Genomic DNA, 23,361 nt, shown 5'->3' with positions numbered 1-23,361 from the left:
ACAAGCAAGCCAGGCTTGTACTATCCGAATTGCGGCTTGGTCAGCATCAGCCAGAGAATGGCGAGCACGGCGATGAAGGCCGGAAAGCCGCAGGCAAACCAGATGCGGAAAAGCCTGTAATAGTCTGGCGGCAGAGAGGAATTCTCTTGCGCGGCTTTTCTGGCAAGATTCCGCATTTTGACCTGGATGACCACAACCGGAAGCCAGAACAGCCCTGTGAAGACGTAGAGCCCCAGGGACAGCACGATCCAGGGCGAGCTCAACGGCCAGCCGATCTCTTGGGCCAACAGGGCACCGGTGAGGGGCTGCAGCACGACGGCAGTGGCGGTGAACAGAAGGTCCGCCGTAACCACGGTGCCGGCAACATGGGCGATCAGCCGGGCATCGTCGGTGCGATGGGCGACGAGCATGAAGAAGGCGATGCCCGCGCCGGTGCCCAGAAGCACGGTGGCACCGATGACATGGAGCCAGAGGAGCAGGTCGGCATAGGTCATCGCGCATCCTTGATGGCGAGCGCGACCAGAGCGAGAACGGCTGCCGGCAGCGTCTTGAGGAAGGGGCCGAGCGGGTCGAGCCAGAGATCGGGCGTGAACAGGCTGCCGGCGAGGAGATAGGCCAGGGTGACGCCGATCATGCCCGTCGCGGCGACCGGCATGGTTCGTCGCCAGAATATGCCGGCGCCGAGAAGAATGTCGATGATGGCGCCGCCAAGCACGAAGAGAGCCGCCATCGCGGGCGAAAAGCCCCGTATCGTCAGCATGACTTCGGCCTGATCTGCCGCAAAGAGGCCGATCAGGCCCGAAAGCAGCCAAAACAAGCCCAGTGTCGCGATGATCACCGGCTTGAGCAGGAAGAGGCGGGCGAACCAGCGTTCGCGCACGGTGCCGCCGACGGCTTCGAGGATTTCCGGCAGGGCCTTGAGCGAGCGGCCGTTTGCCGCTCCAAGGGGTGTCGGATCGCCGTCGATGCCGGACAGGATCTGGTCGAGCGAGGTCGAACGCATCGGCGGACGCCAGCCGAGCAGGCCCGCCAGATCGCCGAGGCGAAAGCCGAGCCGGAAGATCCACAGGGGCCAGCGGGCAAAACGGGCGGGAGGCAGGCCGAGCCTGGCCCGCAGCGCGGCGACGATGTCCTGGAGGCTATGAGCCCTGTCCTCGACGAGATCGTAGATGCGCCGATGCGGCAGACGTGCTTCCACCGCGGCCAGTGCCGTTGCGGCGACGTCATCGAGCGCTACACTGCGGATCGATGGCGCCGGAGGCAGCGGAATGAAGCCGGGCAGGCTGGCCAGGGCGTGGAGCAGGGCGCTGCCGCCATAGGCCGACGAGCCCAGCACCAGGCCGGGCCGCAGGATGGTCCAGTCGAGCGACGAGCCTTCCAACGCCTCGTCGGCAATGCCCTTGCTGCGCATGAACACGGTGGCGGCATCGGGCGAGGCGCCGACGGCGGAGATCTGGACGAGGCGTTTCACACCGGCCTGCTCGCAGGCCTCGAAAAGGGCGACCATGGCGAGCGATTGGGTCACCATGACATCGTCGCCGGGGCCGTCTTGCAGCACGCCCGCTGCATTGATCACGGCATCGACATCGTCAAGGAGAGGACGCCAGGCCTCGGCGCTGACGAGGTCCTGGAGATCGTGCTGAAGCCACCGCGCGCGGGGTTCGCGCAGGCGCGCTTGGCCGACGGAACGACCAAGACCCGTGACCTCGTGGCCGGCCGCGAGGAGGGCCGAAACGATGGCCGAGCCGATCAAGCCGTAGCCGCCTGGAACGAGAATGCGCATGAGGGCCGTTTGCCCGGTTTGCCGGGGCGAGGCAAGGAAGAAGAAGAGCCGGTACCGGCCAGCGAGGCTAGCGCTTGGCGATTTGGTCCATCACGGCCCGCCAGGCCTTCACCAGCTGGCTGCGTCGCCCCGGATAGCGCTCGCCGATCTCGCTGGCTGCGGCGATGCGATCGGTACGGAAATGGCGAAAGTCTTCACGCAACTCGCACCAGGCGGCCAGCATGCGCGCCTCGTTCATGAAGCCGATGGCGATCGGCCAGATCACGCGGGTGGTCGCCTGGCCATTGAGGTCGCCATAGTCGATGCGAAGCTTGGCCTGGGCGCGGATGGCACTGCGAAATACCTCGATAGCGACCTTGTTGTCGGGAAAGGCGTTCCGGCTGGGGCCCGGCAGGGCGACGGGGTTGCGGGCGATTTCCTGCGCAGCGGGCGGCAACACCGCCTCGATCTTGGAAAGTGCCTCGCGAGCCGCCTTGCCGAGCGTGTCGTCGCCGCGCTGTTCGACATAGCGCAGGCCGAGCACGATGGCCTCGGTCTCGTCCTCCGATAGCATCAGAGGAGGCAGGAACAGGCCCGGGCGCAGAATGTAGCCGATGCCGGCTTCGCCCTGGATGGGAGCGCCCTGCGCGACCAGTTCGGCGATGTCACGATAGAGCGTTCGTTCTGAGACGGCGAGTTCCTCGGCCAGGGAAGCCGCCGTCACCGGACGGCGCTTGCCGCGCAGGATCTGCAGGAGCGAGAGGAGGCGGCTCGTTCTGGCCATGGCGTCTCATCTGACGTGGAGCCATCATTCTATACGCCTGACTGACAGATGATGTCAGGAGGCTTTCTCTTTGGCGGGATATCTGTTGCAATAAATAATTTGCATGCTTTTAATTAGGATGCTAATTATTAGACATGGAAAAGATTGACGCCTTGCGCTTCGCATTGACCGGCAAAACCCAACAGATCGGCCGCCATTGGCGCCGCCTGGTGCATGACATCGTCGCGACCCATGGCGTCTCGGACGCCGCGGCGGTGCCGCTCATCCAGATCGAGCGCATGGGCGGCGGCGTAAATCAGACCGAGGTCGCCGATGCGATCGGCATCGAAGGAGCTTCCCTGGTGCGCCTGCTCGACCAGCTTTGCGCCAGCGGCCTGATCGAGAGGCGCGAAGGTGCGGATCGCCGGGCCAAGACACTCTGGCTCACGGCCGAGGGCGAACGAGTGACAAGCGTGATCGAGCAGGAACTCGTCGGCTTGCGCACCCGCATTCTCGGTCATCTTTCGCAGGACGATATCGAGGCCACGCTGCGCGTTTTCCGCGCCATCGAAGAGGCGTCGGCCCGTCAGCAGGCGGAGGCGGCGACATGACCGCCGGCTTCACCCTGCCAACCGTTCGGGACTGGATCTTCTCGCTCAAGGCTTTTTCGGCCTCGATGCTGGCACTCTATATCGCGTTGGCCGCCGGGCTGGAGCGCCCCTACTGGGCGATGGCGGCTGTTTATGTCGTTGCCAACCCCCTGGCTGGCGCCACGACGTCGAAAGCGCTCTATCGGGCCCTCGGCACCTTCATCGGCGCCTCCGGATCGATCCTGCTGCTGCCCATTTTCGCGTCGGCGCCGGAATTGTTCGTCATCGTGGTCGGCCTGTGGACCGGTGTCTTCCTGTTCGTCTCCCTGCTGGACCGCACGCCGCGCAGCTATGTCTTCATGCTCGCAGGCTATACGCTTCCCCTGATTGCGTTGCCGGCCGTCAGCGCGCCCGAGACCATCTTCGACGTCGCTGTTTCGCGCGCCGAAGAGATCACGCTCGGTATCGTCTGTGCTGCCCTGGTGAATTCCCTGTTCTTCCCGGCCCGGATCGGGCCGGTGCTCGGGCAGCAGATCAAGGGGTGGCTGCGCGATGCGGGAGCCTGGGCAAGCGCCGTACTGACCGACGACAATGGAGCCGGCGCGACGCTCGAACGCCAGCGGCTGGCCAGCGACATCCGCGCCATGGACATGCTGATCAGCCAGCTCAGCTACGACACGGCGAACCAGGCCACCGTGCGCGTCGCCCATGAGCTACGGGGGCGCATGGCGTTGCTGCTGCCTCTGCTGTCTTCCCTGGACGACCGCTTGGCTGCCTTGCGTGAGGCGGGCGGCGAGATCGTCGGCATCGAGGCCTTGCGTGCCCGCCTGCTCGACTGGATGCGCTCGGGCGAGGGCAATGAACGCGGTGAGGCCGATCAATTGCTCGCCGCGATTGCCGCACTGGAGCCGAAGGTCGACCCGGATGATGCCCAGGAGGCGCAATGGCCGGCCCTGGTGCTGTCGAGCACTCTGGAGCGCATGAAGGAACTGGTCGATCTATGGGAAGATTGCCGCCAGTTGCAGCGGCAGATCGAACTCGGCGACCGTATCAGCCGCTGGCGCCCGACCTTCCGCATGCGTCGGACCGTCGGCAAGGTCAGCCACTATGATTATGCACTGCTGGCCTTCCAGGTCGGCTCCGTGGCGCTCGCCACCATCCTGTCCGGCCTGATGTGGATATGGACCGGCTGGAGCGAGGGTTCGGGCTGCGTGATCATGACGGCGGTCGGTTGCTCCTTCTTTGCCGCTATCGACAATCCCGTCAGCCAGATCCGCAGCTTCACGATATGGATGACCATCAGCGTCGGCTTGTCGGCGGTGTACCTCTTCGCCCTGCTGCCGCTGGCCCATGATTATGTCGGGTTGGTGGTGATGTTTGCCGTGCCCTTCATCCTTGTCGGGACGCTGGTGTCGCGCCCGCAGTTCAACATGATCGCCATGCTGCTCGCGGTGAACACGGCGTCCTTCGTCGGGCTGCAGGCCAATTACAGCGCCGAGTTCGCGGCATTCATGAACTCGTCCGTCGCCTCGATCCTCGGCGGTGCCTTCGCCCTGGTCTGGACCCTGGCCACCAGGCCCTTCGGGGCGGCCATGGTCGCCAAGCGCCTGGTCAAGGCCGGCTGGGCGGATATTGCCGCGACCTCGCGCGGTGGGCGCAACGCCGATGCCGAGGCCTTCGCCGGCCGGGTCTTCGATCGGCTCGGTCAATTGGTGCCGCGGCTGGCACAGGGTGTCAGCGAGGACGTTGCGGCGGCCGATCTCCTGGTGGAACTGCGGGTCGGCATCAACGTGCTCGACCTGCAGAGGCTGCGCGGCAAGCTGTCATCGGCGCAACGTCGGCGCCTGCAGCAAGTGCTCGATGCCATTGCCCGCTTCTATGGCACGCGGGCGGCGACGGGCAGGGCGGTCGATCCGCCACCTTCGTTGCTGGGTGCCATCGACGAGGCCCTCTCTGATTTCGCCCAGGGCGTCGAGCCGAGCGTGCGTCGGAACGCGGTGCAGGCGCTCGTCGGCCTGCGGCGCGCCCTCTTTCCCGCCGCACCGGCGCCCGTAAACCTGGCTGCCCCCGTGGCCATGCCCGTCCTTCCCAGATTGGAGCTCGCATCGTGAACGCCGACATCGATATCTTTGGCGTCTATGTACCGAGCCTGATGATCCTCGCGCTCGTCGCCATCATCGCCAATCTTCTGCTTCGTTCTGTATTGGCCAGGGCTGGCGTCTATCGCCTGGTCTGGCACCGCTCCTTGTTCGATCTCGCACTGTTCGTGATCGTGCTCAGCGGGTTGTTTTCCATTTTTCAACGGTTCGTGTCGTGAAACGCTTTTTTGCCTCGCTGGGGCGAGTCCTCATCACCCTGATCGTCGTCGTCATCGCTGCCGGCTTCGGCTGGCGGTTGTGGGACTATTACATGAACGACCCGTGGACCCGGGACGGCCATGTCCGGGCCGATATCGTCGGTATCACGCCGGACGTGTCCGGGCTGGTCAGTGAAGTGCTGGTCCGCGACAATCAGGAAGTCCATCGCGGCGACGTCCTGATCCGCATCGATCCCAAACGCTTCGAACTCGCCCTGCAGCAGGCCGATGCAGCCGTCTCCGGCACCAAGGCCACGCTGGAACAGGCAAGGCGCGACTATGTCCGCTACAGCGAACTGGGCAAGGACGTGGCCTCCGCCCAGAAGATCGAGCAGGCACTGGCAAGCCAGGACGTCGCGAGCGCCAATTACCAGCAGGCTCTCGCCAATCAGGCCGTAGCCAAGCTCAATCTCGAACGCTCGGAGATCAAGGCGCCGGTCAATGGCGTGATCACCAATTTCAACCTCAATCCCGGCGACTATGTCGCGGCCGGCAAGGCGGTGACGGCGCTGCTCGACACGGATTCATTGCGGGTCGAAGGCTATTTCGAAGAAACCAAGCTGCCCCGGATCGCGGTGGGAGACCCTGTCGACATCCATCTGATGGGGCAGCCGGCAGTCATCACGGGCCATGTCGAGAGCATTGCCGGCGGTATCGAGGATCGCGAACGCAGCGATGGTTCGAACCTCCTGGCCAACATCAACCCGACCTTTTCCTGGGTGCGCCTGGCTCAGCGCGTGCCGATCCGCGTGGCACTCGACAAGTTGCCGGATGGCTTCCGCCTGGTCGCGGGCCAGACGGCGACCGTCACCGTCAAGTCGAAGCCGTCGCAGGCCAGTGCCGGGGGGGCAGCCGGAACGCGTAAGTCCTGAGGAAAAATGGGACAGCATCTCCTCGTTGAGGCGGTGCCGCCCCGATCCTTCGAGCAACCAAATTCTGGGCAAACAAGCGTTCAGCCGTGAACGGGTTTTGCTCCCGGTCTATAGAGGCGTGTGCCTTTCGCGCAGAGGACTCTTCATGACCGCCCTCCTGACAGCCGAACTTGCCTGGTACGCCACCGGGCGCTTCTACCGCACGCATGACGGCGCGCTGGCGGATTACGGCTACTTCCTGCATTTGCCGTTTGCCGACGCGCCGCTGTTCGCCGGCGAGCCGGCCGAGACGAGTGCTCATTTCACCTTCGCCGCCACGCCGTTCAAGGCGGATGGGATCGACAATGGTGCGCTTTCGCTCGGGCTCGACCCGGTCGGTGAATTCTCCCTGTATCTGCAGCGCGCCCCGGCGGCGAGCTTTGCCGATCCGGCCTCCTTCGCGAAGGGCGAATGCATCGCCACCTTCCGCCGCACCAGCCTGGTGGTCGGCACCACGGTCGCCACTTCCCTTGCGGCAGCAAGCGCAGCCATCGTTGGCACCAACGTATTCTCGGCGCGCCTGATCGCAAGCCATCCATTCGAATTCGCAGGAAAGCGCTACGATCTCGCCGAAGCAGTCGGAGCCGGCATCACCCAGTTCGGTACCGCGGCGACCGTGCCGATCTCGCCGCCGCCAGAGGGGTACGATCTCGTCCTGCCTTTTACCGGATCGGCCATTGCCTTGGGTCGAGCCGGGTAAGCCGGGGTTTTGCGGCGGACCTTTCCACCGGGGACCTGCGAGCCGTCGCTCCTGGCGCCAGGTTCAGCGCCCTAAGGCCGCTGCGAGATCGTGAATATGCCTGGCGCCGATGCCGCAGCAGCCGCCGATCAGGGTGGCGCCAGCTTCAGCCCAGTCGCAGGCAAAGCGGGAATAGGCCGTTGCCGTCAGATCCTCGCGCGTGCCGTGCAGGGTTTCGTTGGCGGCGGCGTCCTCCTCCTGCTCTTCGAAGGCATTGGCATAGACGCCGATTTCGAGATCGGACTGCCGCTCGCGCAGGACATCCCTAGCCACGCGCACGGCCTTGCCCATCACCTCAGGGCGGCTGCAATTGAAGAGCAGCGCTTCGGCCCCTGATCCGGCCGCCCAGGCAGCGGCATCGGCCACGCTTTCGCCGGAGCGCAACTGCGGCTCGCCGTCCTCGGCGCCCACTTCGTCGGCCAGGGTGAAGGAGACCCAGAATGGCTTGCCGGTGGCGGCCGCGGCCTGGCGCACGGCCTCGCCTTCGGCGATCAGGCTGAGGGTTTCGCCGAGCCAGACATCGGCGTGGGGAGCGAGGCCGGCGACCAGCACTTCCAGATAGCCCTGGACGCGGGAAGGATCGAAACGTTCGGGTTCATAGGAGCCGAAGATCGGCGGCAGCGATCCTGCCACCAGCACCTTGCGGCCGGAATTGCTGTCGGCGGCCTGCCGGGCGAGGCGGCCGGCGAGGTCGATCAAGGCCGGTCCCTGCTCGCGGAAGCGCTGCTCACCGATATGGAAGGGGACCAGGGCGTAGCTGTTGGTGGTGATCACCTCGGCTCCAGCCTCGATGAACTCGGCATGAACCCGGCGGACGATGTCGGGAGCCTCCATCAAAGCGAGCGCGGACCATTCGGGTTGGCGCAGCTCGGCGCCGAGGCGAAGCAGTTCCCGGCTCATGCCGCCGTCGAGAATCCGGATGGTTCCGGGCATGTCACGTCCTCCAACGATGATGGACAAGCCAGTAGCCATCCTCGATCAGGAGAACAAGACGTCGCTGAAGGAGCAGGGCCGGGGAGTTGCGTTTGCAAGACGAGGCGCCGGCACCGTCAGGAAGCGATCCTGTTCCAGCCCATTCCATATCCGCTGCTGCGGCGACTGTCTCAGTCGTTCGAGTTTTCGTTGGGAAGCAGCAACTCGTTGGTCAGAAACGCAACTTCGGTGCGGTTCTTGGCCTTGATCTTGCGCATGATGTTGCGGATGTGAACCTTGACCGTGCTTTCGGTCATATTGAGCTTGTGGGCGATGATCTTGTTCGGCTCGCCCTTGCGTACGCAGGCGATGATTGCCAGCTGCCGTTCGGTGAAATGCGGCCGCCCCTCCACAGCGGGCGGTTGGCCATCGAGCTGGGCTGTAAAGCCCTGGCGTGCCGACAACAGGCCACTGGCCGGAACGAAGGTGCCGCCGACATTCACGATGCGGATTGCCTCGATCGCCACTTCCAGGCTGAGGCTCATGGTTACGAAGCCGCGTGCCCCGCGTTCCAAGGCGGAGACCATCGTCGCCGGATTGTCGATATCGGATAGGAGGACCACGCGCGCGCCCGGCACGCTGGAGAGAATGCGATCGAGCCCGGACTGTATGGCTCGGGCCGTGCCTTCCTCGCTGGTGGCGCATAGCAGGATGATCGTCGAAGGGGCATGCGTGGAGGCTGTCAGCCAATCATCGATGGTGTCATAGCCGACGGCAGCAAGGTTTGCGGAAGAGGCCGTCAAGCACATCGTCAGACAATCGCGCCAGAAGGCTCGCTTGTCGATTACACAAACGGGGATCTTCAAGTAACGCTCTCCCTCGTGTGTCAGGCCACTTTCACCGATCGATCTCACCTGCTTCCCCTCCTTCAATCGCGAAATAGGCAAGGACTTTCAGCGAAATGTCAAACTTCCATATTCTCGCAATCCAAGGCGAAGACAGTTTCCTTTTTGGGGAAATATTCAATACGCCGGCGTCGTGGCGCGTGGAATTGACGCGGCATGACTTGGATTCGACACTCTTCCTCAACACGATGGGTAGACACCCACCTCTCAGTGAGAAACACCATGGCGCAGGGCTGCGATGTGCGATTTCGCACATTGCCTTCAGGCCATGCGGCCCATGTGCGCGATCGGCAAGTCGGCGCAGCCATGCCGGGCGCGCCTCTAGGCACTGCAAGCGTGGTGGTGCCGTATCCGCAACATGGAAGCCATGAGATTGCTATCTGTCGATAGCATTGCGCCTATGCGGGTATGTGACAGCGCTTGGGGCAGGAGCAATAGAGCGCGATGAGCCAAGCCCAGAAGCTCGGTTTGGGGTGTCCTCGTGGATAGAGTGCCGGCGGGATTGGATGTTTGCGGAAAGACGATGGCGTCGCGCTGCCCTTGGAAATCATCGAGGAGCGACGCTGGCCACACATATCCGCGCATGGCGGCCTTGCCGATGCCCATAGGAGGGACCTGCCATGTGGGCATCCTTGGCGGTGCCCTGCAGATCAAGACATGACGGAAGCCCGCGGCAGCATGACCGCCCGGGCTTCATGTCATTCAGCAGAGTGTGTCGATCTCAGCCAGGTTTCCGGCGGCGACTTTCAGGCCCGCTTGGGAAGCTCGTTGCCAAAACTCGTCCAATGAGCCGTGTTCAGGATGCTGCGACCCTCGACCTCGATGTCGCCATCGGCCGTCATCACGATTCGCACCGGCCCATAAGCCACCAGATCGATGGTGATCGTGCCGGTGTCGTCATCGATGGTGACCATCGATTGACCTTGTTGAACTTTAGGCATTGCGTCGTGACCCCTGTTTATCATCGGTTCGACCCCACCGTTCGCGGGAATGGCGAAACATCGTCGTATCGAAGGTTGAAACGGTTGTCGTTTCTTGACAGATATTCAACCGATCAACCTTGGTTGGTTGGTTACTAACTGGCATCGGACTGAAATGAACTCAGAGTGCTGCCATTCTTCTTTCGAGATTTAAAGAGACATCGAAGTATATAATCCAAGTCTTCATTCTATCCCGCCGGGCACCCAAGAAGTAATCTAGGAACTAGCATCCCGCTACGTTTTGCACTATCATACCGCCCCGAGGTTTAGGGGGCGGCATATGAGAGCGCTCGACAAGATATATTATGATATTGTCGATGAAATTGGCAGTGTACCGACGTCTCGTGACGTAAAAGGGATGCTGAATCGTGTTGTTCAGAGTTACGGGCTGCGTACGGCGGCCTATTTTGCTGTAAATATTCCTAGCTCTAATGGTGACGATCCCTATTTGGCCGTTACTTACTCCGATGATTGGGTTGAACACTATAAGAGCGAGAATTACGTTAGAATAGATCCGGTTCTAAGGGAGGGGTTTTCGGCCGTCCTGCCCATTGACTGGCGCAAATTCGACCTGAAGGGGTCGAAGCTCCGAGCCTTTTTCGGCGAGGCCGCCGAATTCGGGCTGGGGCGTCAGGGCCTGACCTTCCCTATCCGCGGCCGCCATGGCGAGCGCGCCCTCTTCACCATCACCAGCGACGTCTCCGATCAGGAATGGGATCAGACGTTGGGGGCTTTCCAGCGCGACTTCCAGGTCTTGGCCTACCATATCCACAATGCCATCCTGCGTACGGAGGCGGTTGAAGAAGAGGAAGTCCATCTTTCTCCGCGTGAGATCGAATGCCTGAAATGGGTTGCCCGCGGCAAGACGGTCTCGGAAACTGCGACGATACTCTCCCTTTCGGATCGGACGGTGCGGTTTTACCTCGACCTGGCTCGAGCAAAACTGAATGCAACTAATGTTACTCATGCCGTCGCCAAGGCAATGAATATGAGCATTTTTTTCGGATCGAGGTAACCCGTCAAATACGCCGTATTTCTAAGGGAATAAGTGACCAATAAATTCGAGCAGATTCCGACGGAGGGTCTGTTCGATGATTGAAGTCATTCAAAGTTACGAACGTCATTTACATACCGAAACCCTGGATGCACTTTACGAGATGCGTGCGAGGGTCTTTAAAGACAGGCTTGATTGGGACGTTAATGTTTCCAACGGTCGCGAGATAGACTATTTCGACGATTGTGATCCTGTCTACTTGATATCGCGAAATCAATACACGGGTCGTGTGGAAGGTGGTCTGCGCCTGTTGCCGACGACCGGCCCGAATATGCTGCGCGATGTCTTCTCAGTACTGTTGCCGGATGGCGAAATTGTGGAGAGTCCGCTCATTTGGGAAAGCTCCCGCTTCGCGATCGACCCCGACCTGGCCAATGACGGCAACCGTCGCCTGCATTCGGTGACGACGGAGCTGCTGTGCGGCATCGTCGAGGTCGGCATGCTTGCTGGCATCGATTTCGTGGTGTCTGTCTACGATGCCCGCATGGCCCGCATCTTCAAGCTGGCCAACTGCCCGGCGGATGTCATTGGTGTGCCGACCAGAATCGGCCGCGTGATGACCTATGCCGGTCTCTTCGAGATCAGCGAGGAGATGCGCGCCGGGATCGCTGCAGCCGGCCAGATCACAGGTTCGGTCCTGCGTTCCGAAACGCAAGTCCACGCGGTTGCAGCTTAAGCCGCAATCGTTGAGTTTGCGAGCCAATTGGCTGGAGAAGCGCAAATTTCGATGCCCGAGGCCAGGAAGGCTCCGGGCTCATCCCAGTCGCCTTGGGAATGTGGGCTGGATGCCGTCGCCAGGAGCCGGCGCCACATTCCGAGGTGTCATAGGGCGTCCAAGGGCCGCAAGCCCTCGGCATGCTGCTTGTCTGGCGTATCGGCAGAGTGGCTGATGCTGTCCGTCAAGCCATTTCGACGATCGACCAATCGAGGCGCCGTGCTGCCACCGAGCCAGTGCGGTTCATAGCGGATCTCAGAGCGTGAATACGCCAACATTTCGCTTCGTCGGGATCGCCACCGACGAAGCGGGGTGCCGTGTCGCCCCGGATGGCAAGATCGAATTCGAAATGGGTTGGCGGGTGAGCAAAGCCTGTGCCGAGCGCCTTCAAACACGCTTCCTTGCGCGCCCAGTTCTCGAAGAAGACGCCTTGCCGCACGCCGGCTGGCAGTGCCTCGAATTGTGTGTGCTCGGCAGGTGAAAATACCTGCAATGCGATGCTGTCCTCGATCGGGCGGATATGCTCGATGTCGATGCCGATTTCGCAGTCGTTCGCGACGGCGAGGGCGGCCGTGTTTTCGCTGTGGCTCAGATTGAAGCAGATCCGCCATTCCGAAGGCTGGGTCGTGCAGAAGGGCTTGCCTTCGGCGCCATAGCCGAAACCAACCGCTTGCGGCGATACCGCGAGATAGTTGGCAAGAATTTGCCTAAGCCTTCCGCGCGCCGCCACGAAGCGGCGACGATGCCGCTCGAAGCGGAATTTGTCAGCGCGACCGCGCTCCTCCCCCGACAAGACCTGCCAGTTGCGCTCGAAGTCGTCTTCGTCGGCGTCAAGGCTCCATTGCCAGACATGAACGTCGTGTGGAGTAGGGGGGGGGAGCAGGGGAAGCGGCATCGAAAGCTTGGATTCAACTGGCGTGGCGGTTGACTGATTCCACTCGATCAGCATCGAGGCCGGCGCGCAACCTCTCCCGGGTCGCGCGATGGCGGAGGCGTTTGAGCCGTCACTCCCACCTTCAGCCCTGTGCCTTACGGCTATCGGGGTAGGGGCGTGAGTCTCCGGGATCGATGGAGCCTACTCCTTTTGGTCCGATTTTGCCTATCGGGTGGGGGGAGGGCATTCAATTTCCCGAATTGAGGCCGTGATCTTCAAACTCTACAATAATCGCAGTGTTTCGCTGGATGGGTTCTTTGGGTCTGCATTGAGCTTCAACTGTTTTCTTGGTTTCCGCAAAGGTCATTTTGTTTTTTCGGCGTCAAGAGAGCGAAAGAGGTATACCACCTCAATAATTCCTTCGTAGAATGTAGTGTGCTTTGTAGTTTTTGAAATCTACGTGCGAAGATTTTTTCGTTTCACGGTAAATTCACGCATGTTTTCGAAACATATGTTTATGTCGATATTGAAGTATTTCTCACGCATATCTGGAATGAGAAAGGCAATAGCTGATCTGGGAATGTTCGGCGCAATTATGGGACTGGTTTGCTGGGGAATGTGTGAAAACGCACACGAAGCGTCCGAAAGCCGGGATATTCCGGTTCGCGCGCAATCGTAAGCTCGGCACCTCTGGCCGTCCCGACGGGCCGAAGGAAAGCAATGGATATCACATCGGTGCTGCAGGCGTCGGCAACGGCGGCTTGGCGGCACGGCCTGCGGCGGAACGATCCTCCGGGGCACTATACACGATTTTGCATGGGGGCTCCGTGAGTATGTTTCAAACCAACCTTTCCGTCCATCAATTGATCAGCGAGCAGGCCGCGCTTCGCCCCGACAGCCTTGCGGTGACCTGTGACGGCGTTTCGATCACCTTCGGTGAGTTGAACGCGCGCGCCAACCAGCTCGCTCATCGCCTGCTCAAGATGGGCGTGAAGCCCAACACGTTGGTCGCCATCGGTCTGGAGCGGTCGATCGACATGGTCGTGGGCATGCTGGGCATCATGAAATCGGGTGCTGCCTATTTGCCGCTCGATCCGAGCTATCCGCGCGAGCGCCTGACCTTCACGCTGGAGGATGCCCGGCCCCTGGCATTCGTGACCACGGCCAGCGGCCGCCCGACGCTGCCGCCGAGCGATCTGCCGATGATTCTGCTGGATCAGGACGCCGATAGCCTCGGCACTGAACCGGTCACGAATCCGGACATCGCCATCGATCCCCAATCGCTCATCTACGTCATCTATACGTCGGGCTCCACCGGCCGCCCGAAGGGATGCCGGCTGACCCACCATAACGTCGTGCGGCTGTTCCACGCAACCGACCACTGGTTCGGCTTCGGCCCGCAGGATGTGTGGACCTTCTTCCATTCGCACGCCTTCGACTTCTCCGTGTGGGAGATCTGGGGAGCGCTGGTCTATGGCGGGCGCGTGGTTGTGGTGCCCCATCGCGTCAGCCGCTCGCCCGAAGATTTCCTCGACCTGCTCGTTCGAGAGCAGGTGACCGTGCTCAATCAGACGCCATCCGCTTTCCGCACTTTGATCGAGGTGGAGCGCCGCCGCCCAGAGGCCTCGGCCCTGGCCCTGCGCTACGTGATCCTCGGCGGCGAAGCCCTCGAGTTCCAGATGCTGCGGCCGTGGTTCAACCGCTACGGCGATGCCAAGCCACGCATCATCAACATGTACGGCATCACGGAAACCACCGTGTTCGTTACCTATCGTCCCGTGTCCGCAGCCGAGCTCGACAGCAACCGGGCAAGCCTGATCGGCGTGCCGATCCCCGATCTGACCATCCATGTGCTCGACGAGAACCGCAGGCCTGTCCCGGTGGGCGAGGAAGGCGAGATCTATGTCGGCGGGGAGGGGGTGTGCCTGGGCTATCTGAACCGTCCCGAGCTGACGGCGGAGCGTTTCATCGACTGGCAGCCCTCGGAAGGTCAGGCAGCCGAGAAGCTGTACAAGACCGGCGATCTCGTCCGGCGTACGGCGGACGGTGACCTCGAATATCTCGGGCGCAGCGATCACCAGGTGAAGATCCGCGGCTTCCGCATCGAGACGGGTGAAATCGAAAACCAGCTCATGCGCCATCCTGCCGTAACGGCTTGTGCCGTGATCGCTCGCACGGATGGCCCCGGGGAGGCGAAGCTGGTCGCCTATATCGTGCCTTCGGCCACTTCGGCCACTTCGGCCGATGCCGCCACCCTAAAGGCACATCTGGCCCAGACCTTGCCGGACTACATGCTTCCCTTCGCCTTCGTCGACCTCGGCGAGTTGCCGATGACCGAGAATGGCAAGCTCGACCGCAAAGCGCTGCCCAGCCCGACTTTCGCGGCCAGCCCAATCGTGCCGGAGGCGCGCGACGAGATTGAACAGAAGATTGCGGCCATCTGGTCGCGGGTTCTGTCCGTGCCCGACGTCAGCACCAAGATCAATTTCTTCGATCAGGGTGGAAGTTCGCTGCAGATCCTGACTGTTCTCAACGAAATCCAGGAGAGTATCCATCCTGAGCTTCGTTTGAGCGACGTGTTCGAGCGTCCCACCATCACGGCTCTCGCCAATTTCATCCGCTCGAGTTCCGCGCCTGCCGCGAGCCCGGCCGCCAGGCCGGAGAATCTGCGCGCCCGCCAGCAGGCCGAGGCGCTCCAGCGCATGCGCCAGCGCCAGATGGGAGCGGCAAGGTGAGCTCCATCCCCGACCCTCCACTCAACGCCATTGCGGTGATCGGCATGGCGGGCCGCTTTCCCGGTGCCCGCTCCGTCGGTGAATTCTGGCAGAATCTGCGCAACGGCGTGGAATCGATCACCCGTTTCGAGGACAGTGAGCTCGAAGATACGTACGGGCCCGACATTCGGCGGGCGCCCAATTTCGTGCGGGCGCGGCCGATCCTGCCCGATGTCGAGTTTTTCGACGCCGAGTTCTTCGGCATGTATCCGCGCGAGGCAGAACTGACTGACCCGCAGCATCGCATCTTCCTCGAATGCGCCTGGGAAGCGCTCGAGGACGGTGGCTACGATCCGGCGAACTATCCCGGCAGCATCGGCGTCATCGCCGGTTGCAGCATGAACACCTATTTCCTCCATCACGTCGTCGGCAATCGCAACGTGTCGGAGGACTTCACCAATGCCTTCCAGGTCGGGCAATATCCGATGCTGCTCGGCGCCAGTCGTGAATTTCTGGCGACGCGAGTGTCCTACAAATTCAATCTGAACGGACCGAGCTTCAGCTTGAACACGGCTTGCTCGACCTCGCTGATGGCGATCGCGCAGGCTTGCCAGCAATTGCTGCTGTTCCAGAGCGACATGGTCATTGCCGGCGGCGTTTCGATCACCTTCCCACAGAAGCGCGGCTATCTGACCCAGGAAGGCGGCATGGTGTCGGAGGATGGTCATTGCCGCACCTTCGACGCCGACGCCAGAGGCACCGTCTTCGGTAGCGGCGCCGGCGCCGTGCTGCTGAAGCGGCTTGAGGACGCGCTTGCCGACGGCGATCATATCTATGCCGTGGTGCGCGGCAGCGGCGTCAACAATGACGGTTCGGCCAAAGTCGGCTACACCGCTCCGAGCTCCGATGGCCAGGCGGCCGCCATCATGATGGCGCATGCCAATGCCGGGGTCGATCCCCGCTCGATCAGCTATGTCGAATGCCATGGTACCGCAACGCCGCTCGGGGACCCGATCGAGATTGCGGGCCTGACCAAGGCTTTCCGCGCCACGGGCGACGCGGGCAGGCAGTATTGCGCAATCGGGTCGGTCAAGAGCAATGTCGGCCACCTCGACGCGGCTGCTGGCGTGGTCGGTTTCATCAAGACGGCGCTCAGCCTCGAAAACCGCCAGTTGCCGGCGACCCTGCACTTCAAGAAGCCCAATCCGCGTCTCGACATCGAAAACAGCCCATTCTTCGTCAATGCGGCGCTGAGGGACTGGCAGGAGGGGCCGGAGCCGCGCCGGGCGGGCGTCAGCGCCTTCGGCGTCGGTGGCACCAATGTGCATGTGGTGCTGGAAGAGGCGCCGATGCCGACGCCGCGTCCAGCGGCAAAGGGCGTCGAGATCCTCACTGTGTCGGCCCGCAGCGAAGCAGCTTTGGGCAAGGCCCGCTCGGCTCTGGCCGGATACTTGTCTGCCAATCCCGGGCTGGAACTCTCGGACGTCGCGCACACGCTGCAGCTCGGACGCAAGGCTTTCGACTATCGCTGGTCCGCCGCTGCCAGTGATATCCCGGCAGCCGTTGCGGCCCTGAACGACCCGGCGGCGCGTGTCTTCAAGGCCGCCAGCGATCCTGGCGTCGTGTTCATGTTCCCCGGACAGGGATCGCAATATCCCGACATGGGGCGTAGTCTCTACGAGGCCGAACCAGGCTTCCGGGCCGACATCGACCTTTGTGCGGCGATCCTGCGGCCGCATCTGGAGCGCGATCTCAAGGACCTGCTCTATCCCGGCAGGCGCGAGGCCGATGATCACAAGCAGCTGGCTGCCACCTGCTATGCCCAGCCTGCGATCTTCGCGGTCGAGTATGCATTGGCCCGTTTGTGGATCGCCCGGGGGATTGTGCCGCGCGCGATGATCGGGCACAGCGTCGGCGAATTCGTCGCAGCCTGCCTGGCCGGGGTTTTTACGCTCGAAGAGGTGCTGCCGCTCGTCGCCGCCCGTGGTCGCCTGATGCAGGACCTTCCGCCGGGAGGGATGCTGGCGGTGAGGCTGCCCGAGGCGGAGCTTGTGCCTTTGCTCGGCGCCGATCTTGCCATCGCTGCCATCAACGGCCCAGCCTTGTGTGTTGCATCCGGGCCGGACGACGCCATCGATGCGCTGGAAGCGCAGCTGAAGGCACGCGGTGTCGTCAGTCGCCGACTCCACACCTCGCATGCCTTCCATTCCCCCATGATGGACCCGATCCTCGCCCCCTTCATCGAGGAGGTGCGCAAGATCGGACTGAGGGCGCCCGCCATTCCTTATGTCTCCGGCGTCACGGGCCAATGGATCACGGCTGAGGCTGCAACATCGCCCGACTATTGGGCGCGGCATTTCCGCGAGCCGGTACGCTTTGCCGACGGCCTGTCGCTTCTGCTCGGCGATACGTCGGCGATCCTGCTTGAAGTCGGTGCCGGCAACACCTTGACCACGCTGTCGCTGCAGGGTGCGGCGCGGGGCCGGACCGTGGTTTCCTGCCTGCCCGACTCGGCACGCGAGCGGCCCGACCAGGATACCGTAGCGGAGGCTGTGGGCCGGTTGTGGACCGCCGGCGTGGCCGTCGACTGGGCCTTGCAGTCGAGCGAGGCGACGCGGCGCAGAGTGCCTCTGCCGACCTATCCCTTCGAGCGCACGCGCCACTGGATAGAGCCGCCCACGCGCCAGCCTGCTTCCGCGGATGTGGCCAGTCCGCCGGTCGCTCCGCGATCCGAACCGGCGCTTCCTGCCAATACGCCGCCTGCCGAAATCCTCGCAATGCCGCTTCCCGCGCAAACCGTGATGTCCGATATGACCGCCCGCACCGACACCATCAAGGCCGCCATTATCTCGATCTTCGCCGACCTGTCCGGCGAGGACGTGGCCTCTGCCGAACCCGGCACGACCTTCCTGGAAATGGGCTTCGACTCCCTGTTCCTGACCCAGGCTGCCCAGGAGCTCCTGAACAAGTTCGGCCTCAAGATCACCTTCCGCGCCCTGTTGGGGGATCTCGGCAGCATCGAGGCCCTGACGGAACATGTCGCAGCGGCGTTGCCGCCCGAAAAATTCGCACCTGCACCGGCTGCACCGGCGCCGGTTCCGGTTGCAGTGGCTCCGGTCGCCGCACCGGCTCCCAATGTTGTTTCGCCGGTCGGCCAATCTGCGCCTCTCCTTTCGACTGCGTTGCCGCTTGCCGGTACGGGAGCTGGCGTGGAGGGCTTGATGCGCGACCAGCTTCAGGTCATGGCGCATCTGATGCAGCAGCAGCTCGAAGTGCTGCGTGGTGGGGCGGTATTGCAGGCTCCGGCTGTCCAGGCCGTGATGGCACCCCCCGTGGTTCCTTCCCCGACGCCTGCGCTTCAGGCCACGGCCGCCCCGCAGCCTGCCGCAGCACCCCAGGCAGATGCGGCCCCGGTCAAGGAATTGCCGTCGCGCTTCGCCGTCTACAAGAACAGCCAGAAGTCGCAGGATCAGGGGCTCGATGCCCGCCAGCGCAGCCATATCGAGGCGCTTACCTCGCTCTGGAATGCCCGCAGCCCCGGCTCCAAGCAGCTGACGCAGGATTATCGCAACGTCCTGGCCGACCCACGCGCAGCCTCCGGCTTCAATCCTGACTGGAAGGAGATGGTCTATCCCGTGATCGCGGCCCGCTCGAAGGGTTCGCGGATCTGGGACGTCGACGGCAACGAATATATCGATCTGGTCAATGGCTATGGCCAGACGATGTTTGGCCATGCCCCGGATTTCGTGGTCGAGGCGGTCGACAGACAGTTGCAGGAAGGCTTCGCCATCGGCCCGCAATCCGCAAGGGCGGGCAAGGTTGCGGCTCTCTTCTGCGAGATGACCGGCAATGAGCGCGCCACCTTCTGCAACACCGGCTCGGAAGCGGTGATGGCAGCCATGCGGGTGGCGCGTACGGTCACTGGGCGCAAGCGCGTCGTCATGTTCGCCGGCGACTATCACGGCCAGTTCGACGAAGTGCTGGTCAGGGGGCAGGTCCGTCAGGGCGAACATCGCACTTTGCCGGTGGCACCGGGTATTCCGCCGCAGTCGGTCGAGAACGTCACCGTGCTGGAATACGGCTCCGAGGAGGCTCTGGCCTGGATCCGCGAGCATGTGGAAGAACTCGCCGCCGTGGTGGTCGAGCCGGTACAGAGCCGCCGCCCGGACCTGCGCCCGGTCGAATTCCTCAAGCAGGTTCGCGCCGTGACCGAAGCGTCCGGCACTGCGCTGGTGTTCGACGAGGTGGTCACGGGCTTCCGCATGCACCCAGCGGGCATGCAGCACCTGTTCGACATCAAGGCCGATCTCGCCTGCTACGGCAAGGTGGTCGGCGGCGGGCTGCCCGTGGGCGTGCTGGCCGGTAACGCCAGCTTCATGGACGCGCTCGACGGCGGCGACTGGCGCTATGGCGACGAGTCCTATCCGGAAGTCGGGGTCACCTTCTTTGCCGGCACCTTCGTGCGCCATCCGCTGGTCCTGGCCGCGCTCGAGGCGGTGCTCGAGCATCTGAAGGCCAGGGGGCCGGCCTTGCAGGAGGAGGTTTCGGCCCGCATGGGGCGCCTGGCCGAACAGCTGTCTGGTTGTTTCGCCGCGTGCGGCCTGTCCCTGCCGGTCCCGAGCTTTGGCAGCCTATTCTACATCAATCCGAGCCATGACTACCGCTTTGGCAGCCTGCTCTACTATCATCTGCGCGCCCGCGGCATCTATGTGCATGAGGGCTTCCCCTGCTTCCTGACCACCGAGCATACGGACGAGGATGTCGCTCGGATCGTGCAGGCTTTCCGCGAGAGCATCGAAGCCATGCAGGCCGACGGCATGCTGCCAGGTGGCCCTCCGCTTGCGGGCGGCGACGGCAAGACCGGAGCGGCAGCCAAAATGGCCTCACCGACCGGTCCCATTGCACCGACCGCTTCCCAGACCGAGGTCTGGCTCTCGGCGCAGCTCGGCGACGAGGCCTCCTGTGCCTTCAACGAGTCCATCAGCCTGAGTTTCGAGGGAGCCCTCGACACGCAAGCCCTGCGCGCATCGCTCAACGACGTCATTGCGCGACACGATGCGCTGCGTATCCATTTCGATACGACCGGCACCCGCATGAGCTTTGCACCTGAGCTTCGTCTGGAGCTGCCGCTGGTGGATGTTTCCGGGGAGGCCTCGCCGCAACAGGCGCTGAAGATGCGGATCGAACAGGATGCCAGGAGAGCTTTCGACCTGGTCGGCGGCCCGCTGGTGCGCGGCGAACTGGTTCGGCTCTCGCCGGATCGGCACGTCCTCGTCTTTACCGCCCATCACATCGTCTGCGACGGCTGGTCGATCAATGTGCTGATCGGCGAACTCTCGGAATTCTATCGAGCCAAAGTCGAGAACAGCCAGCCCGTACTGGCCGAACCGCTCCCCTTCAGCAGCTACGCCCAGACCGTGCAGGAAGTGGCTGATGACGAAGCCTATTGGGTCGGGCAGTTCCGCACCGCGCCGCCGCCTCTCGAGCTACCCTGTGATCGCGCGCGGCCGCCGATCAAGACCTTCAACGGTGGATCGGTCCAGTTCGCCATCGAAAGGCCGCTCTATGAGGCGGTCCGCAAGGCCGGAGCCAAACGCGGCAGCACCTTGTTTGCTACCTTGCTCGCTGCCTTCGAGATCCTGATGGGCCGTCTTGCCGGCCAGAATGAAGTGGTGGTCGGCATACCGGCCGCTGGCCAATCGCTGATCGAGGACGACAGGGCACTGGTCGGCCATTGCGTCAATCTGCTGCCCCTGCATGCGAGCTGGCAGGACGGCATGAGCTTTGCCGATTTTCTGGCCGTCACCAAGCAGAGCGTGCTGGAGGCCTATGACCATCGCAGCTGCACGCTCGGCACGATCCTGCGCAAGCTGACGCTCCCGCGCGATGCCAGCCGGCTGCCGCTCGCCGAAGTCCAGTTCAACGTGGAGCGCCTGGGCGGAGACTTGGCGTTTCCGGGGCTGACGACCGAAGTCGTTCCCAACCCCAAGCGCTTCTCCACCTTCGATCTCTTTGCGAATGTGACGGAATCCGCCAACGGCTTGCGCATCGATTGCGACTACAATGCCGATCTCTTCGACGAGGCGACGGTCCGCCGCTGGCTGGGGCATTACCGTGCCTTGCTGCAGGCGATCGCCGATGACGTGACCACGCCGATCGAGCGTTTGCCATTGCTGGCCGCCGGCGATGTGCCGGCCACCCTGGCCGGACCGTCCTTGCCTGCGCCTTCCGATCCGAACCTGCTCACCATTCATGGTCTGATCGAAGCCCAGTCAGTGGCCAATCCGGGGGGCATCGCCGCGCTCTTCGAGGATCAGCAACTCACCTATGGCGAACTCGACCGGCGCGCCGGCCAGCTCGCTGCGCATTTGCATGATCGCGGTCTTGGCAAGGGCGCACGCATTGCCGTGCTGGTCGATCGCTCGCTGGACATGCTCGTCTCACTGCTGGCCGTGCTGAAGGCAGGCTGTGCCTATGTTCCGCTCGCGACCAATCACCCGACAGCCCGGCTCAATGGCATTCTGGCTGAAGCTGAAGTCGCCGCCGTGGTGACCCAGGCAGCCTATGAAAACATTGCTTCGGCTGCGGCGGCCGTGACGGTCCTGGTCGATCGCGACCGTGACGCGATTGCTGCACGCCAGCCCTTGCCCGCATCGGTGGCCAGGGCGACCGGCGAGGATCTCGCCTATGTCATCTTCACTTCCGGCTCGACGGGCAAGCCCAAAGGAGTCGAAGTGACGCATGGCTGCGTCGCCAATTTCCTGGCCTCGATGCGCCAGGTGCCGGGCTTCACCGCCGAAGACCGGCTGCTGGCCGTCACCACGATCTCCTTCGACATCGCAGCGCTCGAGCTCTATCTGCCGCTGGCTTGCGGGGGCAGCGTGGTCATCGCACCCCAGAGCGAGACGGCCGATGGCCAGGCCCTGCTCAAGCGTCTGGAAGGCTGCGGCGCCACCGTGATGCAGGCAACGCCGATCACCTGGGTGATCCTGCTGGAATCCGGTTTCAAGCCTTCGCCGAAGCTGAAGATGCTCTGCGGCGGCGAAGCGATGCCGCGCAGCCTGGCGGATCAATTGGTCCAGAATGATGGCGAGCTGTGGAACATGTATGGACCGACCGAGACGACGATCTGGTCGTCGGTCGCCCATATCCGTCCGGGCCCGGATCCGATCACGGTCGGCCACCCCATCGCCAACACGCAGTTCCACGTGCTCGACAAGTTCGATCGCGTGCAGCCGCTCGGCGTGGTGGGCGAACTCCATATCGGCGGCGACGGCGTCGCCCGTGGCTATTTCCACCGGCCCGACCTGACTGCCGAAAAGTTCATTGCGGACAGTGTTTCGGGCACGCCCGGCGCGCGGCTCTATCGTACGGGAGATCTCGCCCGCCTCATGCCGGGTGGCCGCCTTCAGCTTCTGGGGCGCAACGACCATCAGGTGAAGCTGCGAGGCTTTCGCATCGAGCTCGGCGAGATCGAGGCCGCGCTCGGCAAGGCTGGCCTCGACGTCAATGCGGTGATCCTGCGCGAAGACAATCCAGGGGATCCCAGGCTCGTGGCCTATTACGAGGCGCCTGCCTCGAGCGCACCCAGCATCGAGGCTCTTCGCAATGCCCTCGGCCGGGACCTGCCTGATTATATGATACCCAGCCAGTGGGTCCGCCTTGACGCCATGCCGCGTGGGTCGAGTGGCAAGCTCGACCGCCGTTCCCTGCCCAAGCCGAGCGAGACATCCGCGAACGAGTTGTCGGGCACTTATGTCGCGCCCGGCAATCAAGCCGAAACGATCCTGGCGGACATTTGTGCCGAGGTTCTTGGACAGGGGAGAATCAGTGTGGCGGACGATCTGCTCATGCTTGGCGCGGATTCGATCCATATCTTCCAGATCGTGGCGCGTGCGAACCAGGCCGGGCTGAACCTGTCGGCCAAGACCCTGCTGCAGCAGCGCAGTATCGCCAAGGCGGCAGCCACGCTCGCGGGGGTGTCGCCGGCCGCGGAACCTTCCGAGCTCCCGCAGCTCGTTCGTGTTGCCAGGAGCAGCCGCCGTGTTGCCGCCAGCGCTCTGCAGTCTCCGGAACGGTGAAGCCG

Annotated in this window: 16 protein-coding genes; 9 read left to right on the top strand and 7 right to left on the bottom strand. The window is 63.1% G+C overall.

Annotated elements, in window-relative coordinates; translation table 11 throughout:
• Positions 1-20 precede the first annotated feature (20 nt).
• The 3 genes from ABXS05_RS04695 to ABXS05_RS04685 all read right to left on the bottom strand — a co-directional run bounded on the left by ABXS05_RS04695 (position 21) and on the right by ABXS05_RS04685 (position 2,546).
• A complete protein-coding gene (locus ABXS05_RS04695; RefSeq protein ID WP_311935199.1) occupies positions 21-494 on the bottom strand; it encodes a DUF2269 family protein in 474 nt (157 codons plus the stop codon).
• Positions 491-1,783 carry an SDR family oxidoreductase gene (locus ABXS05_RS04690; protein WP_367623095.1) on the bottom strand — a complete coding sequence of 431 codons (1,293 nt, stop codon included), beginning with the start codon at positions 1,781-1,783 and terminating at the stop codon, positions 491-493. Before ABXS05_RS04690 ends, ABXS05_RS04695 begins: the two co-directional genes overlap by 4 nt.
• A gap of 67 nt (positions 1,784-1,850) precedes the next feature.
• Complete coding sequence (locus ABXS05_RS04685; protein WP_311935195.1) at positions 1,851-2,546, bottom strand: helix-turn-helix transcriptional regulator; 696 nt, start codon at positions 2,544-2,546, stop codon at positions 1,851-1,853.
• 134 nt (positions 2,547-2,680) lie between these two features.
• Between ABXS05_RS04685 and ABXS05_RS04680 the strand changes: the two genes are divergently transcribed.
• From ABXS05_RS04680 to ABXS05_RS04660, 5 genes are all read left to right on the top strand, one after another.
• Positions 2,681-3,136, top strand: a complete 456-nt coding sequence (locus ABXS05_RS04680; protein ID WP_311935193.1) for a MarR family winged helix-turn-helix transcriptional regulator — start codon at positions 2,681-2,683, stop codon at positions 3,134-3,136.
• On the top strand, positions 3,133-5,226 hold the full coding sequence (locus tag ABXS05_RS04675) for an FUSC family protein (RefSeq protein ID WP_367623094.1): 2,094 nt from the start codon (positions 3,133-3,135) through the stop codon (positions 5,224-5,226). The genes ABXS05_RS04680 and ABXS05_RS04675 overlap by 4 nt, the downstream gene beginning before the upstream one ends.
• Positions 5,223-5,432: a DUF1656 domain-containing protein gene (locus ABXS05_RS04670; protein ID WP_068295920.1), complete on the top strand. Its 210-nt coding sequence runs from the start codon at positions 5,223-5,225 to the stop codon at positions 5,430-5,432. Before ABXS05_RS04675 ends, ABXS05_RS04670 begins: the two co-directional genes overlap by 4 nt.
• Positions 5,429-6,343, top strand: a complete 915-nt coding sequence (locus ABXS05_RS04665; protein WP_367623093.1) for an efflux RND transporter periplasmic adaptor subunit — start codon at positions 5,429-5,431, stop codon at positions 6,341-6,343. Before ABXS05_RS04670 ends, ABXS05_RS04665 begins: the two co-directional genes overlap by 4 nt.
• A gap of 145 nt (positions 6,344-6,488) precedes the next feature.
• Positions 6,489-7,082, top strand: a complete 594-nt coding sequence (locus ABXS05_RS04660; RefSeq protein WP_367623092.1) for a hypothetical protein — start codon at positions 6,489-6,491, stop codon at positions 7,080-7,082.
• Between the two features lie 63 nt (positions 7,083-7,145).
• Here the strand turns inward: ABXS05_RS04660 and ABXS05_RS04655 are convergent, their stop codons facing one another.
• From ABXS05_RS04655 to ABXS05_RS04645, 3 genes are all read right to left on the bottom strand, one after another.
• Entirely contained in the window at positions 7,146-8,054 is a 909-nt protein-coding gene (locus tag ABXS05_RS04655) for a homocysteine S-methyltransferase family protein (RefSeq protein ID WP_367623091.1), read from the bottom strand.
• Between the two features lie 170 nt (positions 8,055-8,224).
• Entirely contained in the window at positions 8,225-8,836 is a 612-nt protein-coding gene (locus tag ABXS05_RS04650) for a LuxR C-terminal-related transcriptional regulator (RefSeq protein WP_367623090.1), read from the bottom strand.
• A gap of 848 nt (positions 8,837-9,684) precedes the next feature.
• Positions 9,685-9,852, bottom strand: coding sequence for a hypothetical protein (locus tag ABXS05_RS04645; RefSeq protein ID WP_156771738.1), 168 nt, complete (start codon positions 9,850-9,852; stop codon positions 9,685-9,687).
• 346 nt (positions 9,853-10,198) lie between these two features.
• Here ABXS05_RS04645 and ABXS05_RS04640 point away from each other — a divergent pair, with 346 nt between their 5' ends.
• Together ABXS05_RS04640 and ABXS05_RS04635 are read left to right on the top strand one after the other, a co-directional pair.
• Positions 10,199-10,933 (top strand): LuxR family transcriptional regulator, encoded by a 735-nt coding sequence (locus tag ABXS05_RS04640; RefSeq protein WP_082980089.1) that lies wholly within the window; start codon positions 10,199-10,201, stop codon positions 10,931-10,933.
• Between the two features lie 76 nt (positions 10,934-11,009).
• Positions 11,010-11,648 (top strand): acyl-homoserine-lactone synthase, encoded by a 639-nt coding sequence (locus ABXS05_RS04635; protein ID WP_311935179.1) that lies wholly within the window; start codon positions 11,010-11,012, stop codon positions 11,646-11,648.
• A 223-nt stretch (positions 11,649-11,871) separates the two neighbouring features.
• Here the strand turns inward: ABXS05_RS04635 and ABXS05_RS04630 are convergent, their stop codons facing one another.
• Positions 11,872-12,636, bottom strand: a complete 765-nt coding sequence (locus ABXS05_RS04630; RefSeq protein WP_367623089.1) for a 4'-phosphopantetheinyl transferase family protein — start codon at positions 12,634-12,636, stop codon at positions 11,872-11,874.
• 545 nt (positions 12,637-13,181) lie between these two features.
• Here ABXS05_RS04630 and ABXS05_RS04625 point away from each other — a divergent pair.
• Positions 13,182-15,296, top strand: coding sequence for an amino acid adenylation domain-containing protein (locus ABXS05_RS04625; protein ID WP_367623088.1), 2,115 nt, complete (start codon positions 13,182-13,184; stop codon positions 15,294-15,296).
• A complete protein-coding gene (locus ABXS05_RS04620; RefSeq protein ID WP_367623087.1) occupies positions 15,293-23,356 on the top strand; it encodes a non-ribosomal peptide synthetase/type I polyketide synthase in 8,064 nt (2,687 codons plus the stop codon). Before ABXS05_RS04625 ends, ABXS05_RS04620 begins: the two co-directional genes overlap by 4 nt.
• The last annotated feature ends 5 nt before the right edge of the window (positions 23,357-23,361 follow it).

Origin of the sequence: Labrys neptuniae, assembly GCF_040797145.1 — a bacterium.
Taxonomy (GTDB): Bacteria; Pseudomonadota; Alphaproteobacteria; order Rhizobiales; family Labraceae; genus Labrys; species Labrys neptuniae.
This window is presented reverse-complemented; position numbering and strand designations above follow the sequence as displayed.

Coding starts and splice junctions, on each gene's coding strand:
- ABXS05_RS04655 (WP_367623091.1), bottom strand. CDS start 8,054: ATGCCCGGAACCATCCGGATTCTCGACGGCGGCATGAGCCGGGAACTG.
- ABXS05_RS04660 (WP_367623092.1), top strand. CDS start 6,489: ATGACCGCCCTCCTGACAGCCGAACTTGCCTGGTACGCCACCGGGCGC.
- ABXS05_RS04635 (WP_311935179.1), top strand. CDS start 11,010: ATGATTGAAGTCATTCAAAGTTACGAACGTCATTTACATACCGAAACC.
- ABXS05_RS04690 (WP_367623095.1), bottom strand. CDS start 1,783: ATGCGCATTCTCGTTCCAGGCGGCTACGGCTTGATCGGCTCGGCCATC.
- ABXS05_RS04675 (WP_367623094.1), top strand. CDS start 3,133: ATGACCGCCGGCTTCACCCTGCCAACCGTTCGGGACTGGATCTTCTCG.
- ABXS05_RS04695 (WP_311935199.1), bottom strand. CDS start 494: ATGACCTATGCCGACCTGCTCCTCTGGCTCCATGTCATCGGTGCCACC.
- ABXS05_RS04680 (WP_311935193.1), top strand. CDS start 2,681: ATGGAAAAGATTGACGCCTTGCGCTTCGCATTGACCGGCAAAACCCAA.
- ABXS05_RS04630 (WP_367623089.1), bottom strand. CDS start 12,636: ATGCTGATCGAGTGGAATCAGTCAACCGCCACGCCAGTTGAATCCAAG.
- ABXS05_RS04645 (WP_156771738.1), bottom strand. CDS start 9,852: ATGGTCACCATCGATGACGACACCGGCACGATCACCATCGATCTGGTG.
- ABXS05_RS04640 (WP_082980089.1), top strand. CDS start 10,199: ATGAGAGCGCTCGACAAGATATATTATGATATTGTCGATGAAATTGGC.
- ABXS05_RS04685 (WP_311935195.1), bottom strand. CDS start 2,546: ATGGCCAGAACGAGCCGCCTCCTCTCGCTCCTGCAGATCCTGCGCGGC.